The organism is Pseudomonas sp. NPDC087803 (genome assembly GCF_044742995.1).
Classification (GTDB): Bacteria; Pseudomonadota; Gammaproteobacteria; order Pseudomonadales; family Pseudomonadaceae; genus Aquipseudomonas.
Genome location: NZ_JBIUVO010000003.1, coordinates 37,006 through 45,299 on the forward strand (window position 1 = coordinate 37,006; position 8,294 = coordinate 45,299).

An 8,294-nucleotide genomic window follows, 5' to 3' on the forward strand; every position below is an offset into this window, starting at 1 on the left:
GCCTATGGACAACCCCATAGGCACCCGCTCCCTGATGTTGCGCTACATCCTGCTGGCCATCGGCTGGCTCAGCGTGGCATTGGGGGTGATCGGGATTTTCCTGCCGGTTCTGCCCACCACCCCTTTCCTTCTGCTGGCGGCCGCCTGCTTCGCGCGCAGCTCTCCGCGTTTCTATCAATGGCTGGTCGAGCACCCAAAGCTCGGGCCATGGATCCGCGATTACCTCGACGGCAACGGCATTCCGCTCAAGGGCAAGGTCTACGCGATCGGGCTGATGTGGGCGAGCATTCTGTTCTCGTGCTACCTGGTGCCACTGCCGTGGGCGCGGGGGTTCATGTTGACCAGTGCGGTGCTGGTGACGGTCTACATCCTGCGGCAGAAGACCCTGCACAAGCCGTGATTCACGCCCCCCTGCCGAGCTGCCCCACCGCTCACCGTCACCGACCACTCGTCTTAAACCTTCGCCGACCTGTCAACTCTGACAGTAGGCGACGCCGGTCAATGCAGCTCTAATCGACAGTGCCAGGTGCCGCCCCCGCGGGCATCCGGACACCTCCGACGATAGGTATCTGCTCATGACCAGCCAGCCAGTCAACGACGTCAACGCATCACAGCAACAAACCGTGGTCTTTCCGCCATCGTCTAGCGGTATTGGCGCACTGGCCCTCACGCCGCCGTATGTCATCGGTTACAAAGAATTGAAAGACGGTGCGCTGGGGGTCAATTACAACATGGTGCACAGCGATCTCCGGGGCTTGCTGGTGTACATCCTCAGTTATCTGAACATGAGCGTTGATGACCATATCGACGTCTACCTCGCCGATGACGTCGTCCCCGTGGTTGCGTTTGCCCTCACGGACAAGGATTTCGACGCTGATGGCCAGCCCCGAAACGTGCCTTTCCATATCCCGGCCACTGCCATGGAGTCCGCCTATCCGCAGCCGGGAAACCAGCCGTTGTCTTTCACCGTTACCCGTGTCAGCGGCAACACCGAACCCTCCACGCCCTATCCGATGTTCTACAAGAGTTTTGCGCCGGGCAATCCGGACACCGACGGCGGCAAGCCATTCAATCAGGGCCTGCCGCTGCCCATCGTCTCCGAAACGATCATTGACCAGAGCGTGATCGACAGTGGCATGACCGTGACGATCAAAAGCTACCTGCATCAGGCTCTGGAGGATGTGGTCACCCTCGCCTTCGGGACACTGACGCTGACATTCAAAGTCACCAGTGCGACAGCCGATATTATTTTTGAACTGACACCGTCACAGCTCGCCACCCTGCCACCGAGCGATTCGCTGGTGGTGCGCTACCAGTTGACGGACAGAGTGCAAAACCAGAGCGGCTGGTCAGACGCCCTGACCCTGCAAAGCAAACCGGGGATCACCTTGCTGGCGGCGCCGATCGTCGAGCAAGCGGATCAGTTCAACATTGTCGACCACGCAGAACTGGCGGGAGATCCGATGTCAGTGTTGGTTGTTGGCATTTTTGCCAGGGGCGATCAGATCGAGCTGACGCTGCAAGGGCTGACACAAACCGGCGAGACGGTTAGCCAGAGCTATCTCCAGACACTGACCGCGACAGGCAGAACGGTATTCTTTGCGGTCGAAAACGAGCGCGTGCAAGCCTTGATCCGTGGTTCTCTGCGCCTGACCTATACCTTGAGCAAATCCGGCACGGGGGCACCGCAACGCTCCAAACCGGCCGACATCACCATCCAGGGCGGCGCCTTCACGTTGCGCCCGCCCATCGTCGAACAAGTCGTGGAAGATGAACTGCCGGCCAACACCGGCGTGGCCAAAGTGTTCATTCCCGATTACTGGGCCTTGAAACGCGGCGCGTCAGTGCAACTGTACTGGCAGGTCGTCGATCAACTCGGGGTTGTGGTGCGCTTTATTTTCGGACGCACCATCACTGATCCGAGCGTGCCGCTGACCTTCGATGTGGCCAGCCAATACATCGCGCCTTTTGCCGGCAACCCGCTGATCGTGCATTACGACGTGACCAACACCGATCGCGCGTCGGTGCAGTCGGCGCTGCTTGAACTGCAAATCGGTGAGACCGCACCCCCTCCTCTGGAACGTGACCTGACGAACTTCGACCAATTTGACTGGAACGGCTGGCGCCGGGGCCCGGCGACACAGCCCAATGACTGGACCATCGTTTTCGATCAAGGCAATTACAAGGCGCAGAACTACACCTACAGCAACAACTCGGCAGGGGTAGTACTGCAGAAACAATTCGCCAATCTGAAGCCCAACGGACGGTATGCGTTCACGATCAATTGCATCCGCTTCCGCGCCGACTATGCCGCACCGTCGCTGTCGCTGAGTGCCGGGGGCGCTTCCATCACCGGGCCGGTGATTCTCAATGACCAGGCCTGGACCCGTTTATCCGGCAGCTTCGTCGCCAGCGCCAGCGATATGGTTCTGGCCATCGTCAGCCACGTCGAGTCGGGAGTCGGCAACGATTACCAGGTGGACGATCTGCTGGTGGAATTGCTAGAAGACTGACCTTTGTAGGAGCTGCCGCAGACTGCGAGCTTTTGATTTTGAAGGCCCGGCAAGCGAAAGCTACCGGGCTTTTTGTTGCCTGCCTGAAATGGAGGGTGCCTGGCAGACCGCTTTCGCGAGCAAGCCCGCTCCCACAATGGAACCCGAACGACGATCCCCTGTGGGAGCGGGCTTGCTCGCGAAGAGGCCAGCACTGCCGGCGCCTATCCCTTGGGCACAACATTATCCAGCGCCTGATTCACAGCCAAGCGTGTAAGGCGTGGCCATGATGTGCGCGGGCGCGAGGTAATGGTCGAGGGCGCGTTCGGCGGATTGTGTGGGGTTTCGGGCATCAGCTGGAACTCCGATCGAGGTACTTTGAAAGAATGACGACCTGTAGGAGCTGCCGCAGGCTGCGATCTTTTGATCTTGATCCTGATCTTGAAAAACAAGATCAAAAGATCGCAGCCTTCGGCAGCTCCTACAGGGGACCGGGCAATTAGTTCGGGATGCGGCGGCCGTCCAGTACTCGGTTGACCATCAGTTCACTGAGCATGATCACCTGATGCAGCATCAGCATGGCCCGGCGCTGTGGCTGGTCGACGACGTCGCCGATATCGCGGGCCATGTCGCTGGCGGCGGCTAACGACTCGCACGCTTCGACGAGCAAGGTTTCTTCGTCCACGGTGGGTCGATGAGGAAGATTCTGTTGGATTTGCGTGAGGGTGTTGAAGGGATCGAGATATTCAGTGCGCCGGAATTGAGGTAGAAGTTGATGGCGCGGTCGGTTGCCGCTTTTATCTTCTGTGGGTCGAGGGCCGGGTCGTATGGGATCGGGTCGACGTCTGGGGGGTTGGGTGTGGCTTTGAACATAGGTGACTCACTGTTTTAAATAAATGAGGAGCCATCACTCTCGCTACCAAACGATGGGTGGCGGCCATTTGTGGGTTGGTAGACCGGTCAAAACAGTAAACCCGGCGCTCCCGAAGGAGCCCCACGCATGGCCACCATAAAGCAGAGTCCCAGAAACGGATCTGTAATGTGGCGCACGACTGTAATGAAACGGGCTACCAAACCCGACCACTGATTTCAGTGACAGGGAAACGATATAGCCCGGCCCATAGCCGTGTAAGCCGGCGGATTCTGGCGTACGCGTAGGTAACGGCGCAAGGCGTTGTAGCCGGTTTGGCGTAACGGTTCGTGTCCTTTAAACGTGGTTGCGGGGTTATGTTGATGTGCGGGGTTTGCTCTGTTGTTTTGATTTTGTCTGGTAGGCCGCTTTCGCGAGCGGGCTCGCTCCCACAGTCGGATTGCGTGCATTCAATTGGGGATTGGTCGACTGGTAGGCCGCCATCGCTGGCAAGCCAGCTCCCACAATTTGACTGTGTGCATTCAGTTGGGATGTTGGTCGGCTGGTAGGCCGCTTTCGCGAGCAGGCTCGCTCCCACAGGGGAGCTTTGTTGTTCACAAAATGCTGAGCATCATAAATCCAATGTGGGAGCGAGCCTGCTCGCGAAGGCTGACGCACTGGCAACACAGTTCTCCAAATAGACAAAACCCGCCGCCCCGATCAACCGGAGCGGCGGTTTTTTTGTTTCAGGCCTTGGTCACACCGTGTCCACCTTCAGTGAATGATCATTGAGCATGCCGCTGATGATCGTCGCCGTGTCGTGCCCGCCAGCTACCACCCCGCCCGCCCCCGGGGTTACGCCGTAGTGGCTGGCGAGGTTGACGCCGGCCAGGTCGATGGTCTGGTTCGGCGTGGCGCCGGCCAGGGCGCTGACGTCGATGCTGGTGAGGACCGAGGCGCCGCTGCCGGTGACGGTGAAGTGCAGGTAGTCGTCGAGCGACGCCGTGGTGCCGTTTTCACCTTGCAGCAGTTGCGACAGGTCGAGCTTGTCGGTGCCGGGGGTGAAGTCGGTGATGGTGTCGTGGCCACTGTTGCCCTTGAGGTACTGGAAGGTGTCCGCGCCCGGCCCGCCGGTGAGGGTATTGTTGCCCATGCCACCGATCAACAAGTCATCGCCCCCGCCCCCGTTGAGGATGTCGTTGCCCAGGCCGCCGGTGATCACGTTGTTATTGTTGTCGCCGGTCAGGGTGTCGTTGAAGTTCGAGCCGACCAGATTTTCGATATTGCTGAGCGTGTCGGTTCCGGCGCCGATGGTGTTCTGCGCACCGAGCAGGCCCAGATTGACCGTGACCCCGGCGGTGGCGTGGGCATAGCTGACCGTGTCGATGCCGGTGCCGCCGTCAAGAATGTCGTTGCCCGGGCCGCTGTAGAGCAAGTCGTTGCCCGCGCCGCCGTGCATCTCGTTGTTGCCGGAGCCGGCGGTCAGTACGTCGTTGCCGTCGCCGCCATTGAGGATGTTGTTGCCAGTGCCCGCCACCAGAATGTCATCCCCGGCCGTGCCGGTGAGGGTGTGGCCATCCTGATAGGTGATGCTGACGTTGGCGGTGTCGCTGCCGCCATGGTTGTCGTTGGCGGTGTAGGTGCCGTGGAAGTCCGGCGTCACGTCGTGGGCGCCGGCGTAGTTGACCGTCATCGTCAGTTGGTAGTTTTCCGCTGCGGTCGGATTGCTGCCGCTGGTGTTGCTGATGTTGGTCACGTGGATCTGGTAGGTTCCATCGGAGCTGGCGGTGATGGTGCCGCCGTCGGCGATGCTGGTGAATGCGCCACCGTTGACCGAGTACTCCAGGGTGACGTGGCCGGCCGCGAGGTTGTGATCCAGATTCAGCGTTTCGCCCTGTTTCAGTTTGACGGTGATCAGGTCTTCATCGTTGGCATTGGCGGTGGTCACTGCGCCGAGGTAACCGCTGACCACCAGCACGGCAGTCATCGCCGCGGTGTTGGCAGCGAACGCAGCGCGTACGTCGGCCAGGCTCTGGTTGGCCGCGGTGTTGGCGGTGCCGGCAAAGTTGATCGCACCGGTACCGGTGAAGTCCGCGCCCTTGGCCGCCCAGCCGGTGTTGAAGGTGGTCGGCGAGGCGTTGAGCGGGTCGCCGTCCGGGTCGCTGTCGTTGGCCAGCAACAGTTCGCCCGGCACCGTGACACTGCTCGACAGCACGTTGGTGATGACGTGGTCGTCCGTCGCCACCGGCGGCGAGTTGGGGATGACTTTCACGGTCAGCGTCGAGTTGGCGAGGTCGCCATCGTTGTCGCTGAGGGTGAAGCCGATGTTCTCGGTGATCACCGTGGTCGTGGTTTTCTGCGAGGTGTAGCTGTAGTCACCGGTGTCGAGGTTGATCACCAGCGTGCCGCTGTTGTTGGTGGCAATGCTGATCGTGTTGTTCACGGTGTTGAACGTACCGTGGTTGGTGCCGCCGGATGCGGTCAACGAACCCTGACCGCTGTTGGCGCGCGGGTCATAGGTGTAGGTGGTGCCGTCGACCACGATGGATTTGATGAAGCCGCCATCGGCGCCGAAGGTACCGCCCTCACCGAGCAGCGAACCGGTGACCGGCGCGCCTTCGACGGTGCCCGACAGCACCGAATTGAGCTGATTGAGGTCGGTGACCACCACCGCGTTGGTGTTGGTGTGGCTGATGCCGTCATAGGCCAGCGGATCGAGGTTGGCGTTGCTCACGCCGCTGCCCAGACCGATCGCGTAGTTCTTGATGTTGTTGGCATCGAGGAAGTTTTTCAGCGCGGCTTCGTCGGCGGTACCGATCTCCTGGCCGGTGGTCGGTTTGCCGTCGGAGAAGAAGTAGCCGACGTTCTGCGCCCCGGTAAGTTTGCCCGAGGTATTGAACGCGTTCTGCATCATCGCCACAGCCGCATCGTAGTTGGTGCCGCCGCCCGCCGTGAGGCCGGCGAGAATCGATTTGGCGGTCGCCACGTCAACCCACACCGAGGTCCTGTCGGTGGCGCTGCTGCTGAAGGTGACGAGTTGCACCTTCACATCACCGAGGTCGTCGTATTTGTCGAGCAAGGCACTGATCGCCTGTTTCGCCAGATCCAGCCGCGACAGGCCCGGCACACCGGACGGATCGACCATGCTGCCGGAGATGTCGAGGACGATCAGCAGATTGGAGTCGATTTCCACCGCCGCCACCGAGCGATCCGAAGCCACGGCTTTGGGCACGTCGTCGACGATGTTGACCACAATCGTGCTGGTGGTGCTGTTGCCCAGCGCATCGGTGGCTTTATAGGTGAAGCTTTCGCTCAGGGTGTTGGCGCCATCGTTGGCGTTCGGCGTGGTTTTTGGCGCCGAGGTCAGGGTGTAGGTGTAGGTGCCGTCGGCGTTGAGCTGGATCTGCCCGTAAGTGCCGGTGGCGCTGCCAACCAGGGTGTAAGTGAGCGCCCCGCTGCCGCCGGAGACCGCGCCGACCAGCGTACCGGTGGCGGTTTCGCCGGGGTTGGTCGGATCGCTGCCGGTGACCGTGCCGGGGGCCAGGTCCTGGCCATCCTTGGTCAGGTCGAGGGCTTTTTCGTAGACCGTCACGTCCTGATCGACCGAGGCCACCAGTTTGCTGTCGGCGACGTTGACGGTGATGGTGGTGGTGCTTTCGTCACCGTCGCCATCGCGGATGGTGTAGGTGAAGGTGTCGGTGGCGCCCGGCGGGCTCACCGAGTTCGGGTTGCTGTGATAGATGGCGTTGCCCGCCGCATCCAGGGTCAGGTAGCCGTAGGTGCCATTGATGTTGCTGTTGAGGCCGCCGATCGCCGAGCTTGAGGTATCGCCCCCGGCACGCACGCCGACCACCGCCCCGCCTGCGGCTGCGCCATCGGCACCGGTCACATCGTTTCCGAGCACGCTGATATTGACCGTGCCGCCTTCCGTCACCGAGCCGCTATCGGCTTTGGCGGTCGGCAAATCGTCGATGATGTTGACGTTGATCTGCCCGGAGGCGGTGCTGCCATCGCCATCGGTGGCGACCACGTTGAAGTTCTCGGTAAGGCTGTTGGCACCGTTACCGGTCGGGTGCGCCTCGTTGTCGACCAGGGTGTAGCTGTAACTCACCACGCCCGTGGCCGGGTTGTAACCGGTGATGGTCAGCGTGCTGCCCAACGGCGTGACCGCCGACTGCGGGAAGCCTGCGGCCACGCCATTGGTGACCACGGCGATGCCGCCGACAGTGAGCGTTTGCAGACCGTCGAGCGCGGTCACGGTGAACGTGCCGCTCTGCGTCAGCGCGGATGGGTTGGGGCTGCTGCCGTCGCTGAGATTTTTTTCGTAGACCGTCAGCTCGCCCCCGTTGACGTCGAGACCGTTGAGGATCACCGGATCATCGTTGTTGTGGATGTTCAGCACCAGGTTGGCGGTGCTGGCGTCGCCGTCCGAGTCGGTGATGGTGTAGGTGAAGGTTTCCGTGCCGTTGCCATTGCCGTGGAGGTTTTTGAAGTCGGCGTCGTTGGTGTTGAGCGTGTAGGTGTAAGTGCCGTCGGTGTGCAGTTCCAGAGTGCCGTAAGTCCCGGTGAAGGTACCGGCGGTGACTGGGCCGGTGGGTACGCGGTCGGCGCCTTGTACGTCGTTGGTCAGGACATTGCCGGTGAGGGTCAGATTGGTCTCTGACGCGGTATTGGCGTTGCTGTCGTTCGCGGCTTTTGGCAGGTCGTCGATGATGTTCACATCGAGGGTGGCGTTGGCGGTGGTGCCGTTGTCATCCACTACCGTTACGGCGAATTGCTCGGGCAGGTTGTTTGCGCCGCTGGCGGTTGGGTGCGCATCGTTGTGATCCAGCGTGTAGCTGTAACTCACAACACCGGTCGTTGCGTTGAAACCAGTGATGGTCAGCGTACTGCCCAGCGGTGTGGTCACCGATTGCGGGAAGCCTGCGGCTACGCCGTTGGTTACCACCGCA

3 protein-coding genes and 1 pseudogene are annotated in these 8,294 nt (G+C 61.1%); 2 read left to right on the plus strand and 2 right to left on the minus strand.

Translation table 11 applies throughout. The features are described from left to right. Positions 1-4 precede the first annotated feature (4 nt). Together ACIOUG_RS04600 and ACIOUG_RS04605 are read left to right on the plus strand one after the other, a co-directional pair. Positions 5-400 (plus strand): YbaN family protein, encoded by a 396-nt coding sequence (locus ACIOUG_RS04600; RefSeq protein WP_401062878.1) that lies wholly within the window; start codon positions 5-7, stop codon positions 398-400. Between the two features lie 175 nt (positions 401-575). Then, a complete protein-coding gene (locus tag ACIOUG_RS04605; RefSeq protein ID WP_401062880.1) occupies positions 576-2,513 on the plus strand; it encodes a hypothetical protein in 1,938 nt (645 codons plus the stop codon). A gap of 478 nt (positions 2,514-2,991) precedes the next feature. Here the strand turns inward: ACIOUG_RS04605 and ACIOUG_RS04610 are convergent. Both ACIOUG_RS04610 and ACIOUG_RS04615 read right to left on the minus strand, forming a co-directional pair. Further along, positions 2,992-3,365, minus strand: a pseudogene (locus ACIOUG_RS04610) (DUF6124 family protein). A 734-nt stretch (positions 3,366-4,099) separates the two neighbouring features. Further along, on the minus strand, positions 4,100-8,294 hold a 4,195-nt coding region (locus ACIOUG_RS04615; protein ID WP_401062882.1), incomplete at its 5' end, for a beta strand repeat-containing protein.

Excerpts from the sequence above, each read along its gene's own strand:
- ACIOUG_RS04600 (WP_401062878.1), top strand. The coding sequence starts at position 5 with ATGGACAACCCCATAGGCACCCGCTCCCTGATGTTGCGCTACATCCTG.
- ACIOUG_RS04605 (WP_401062880.1), top strand. The coding sequence starts at position 576 with ATGACCAGCCAGCCAGTCAACGACGTCAACGCATCACAGCAACAAACC.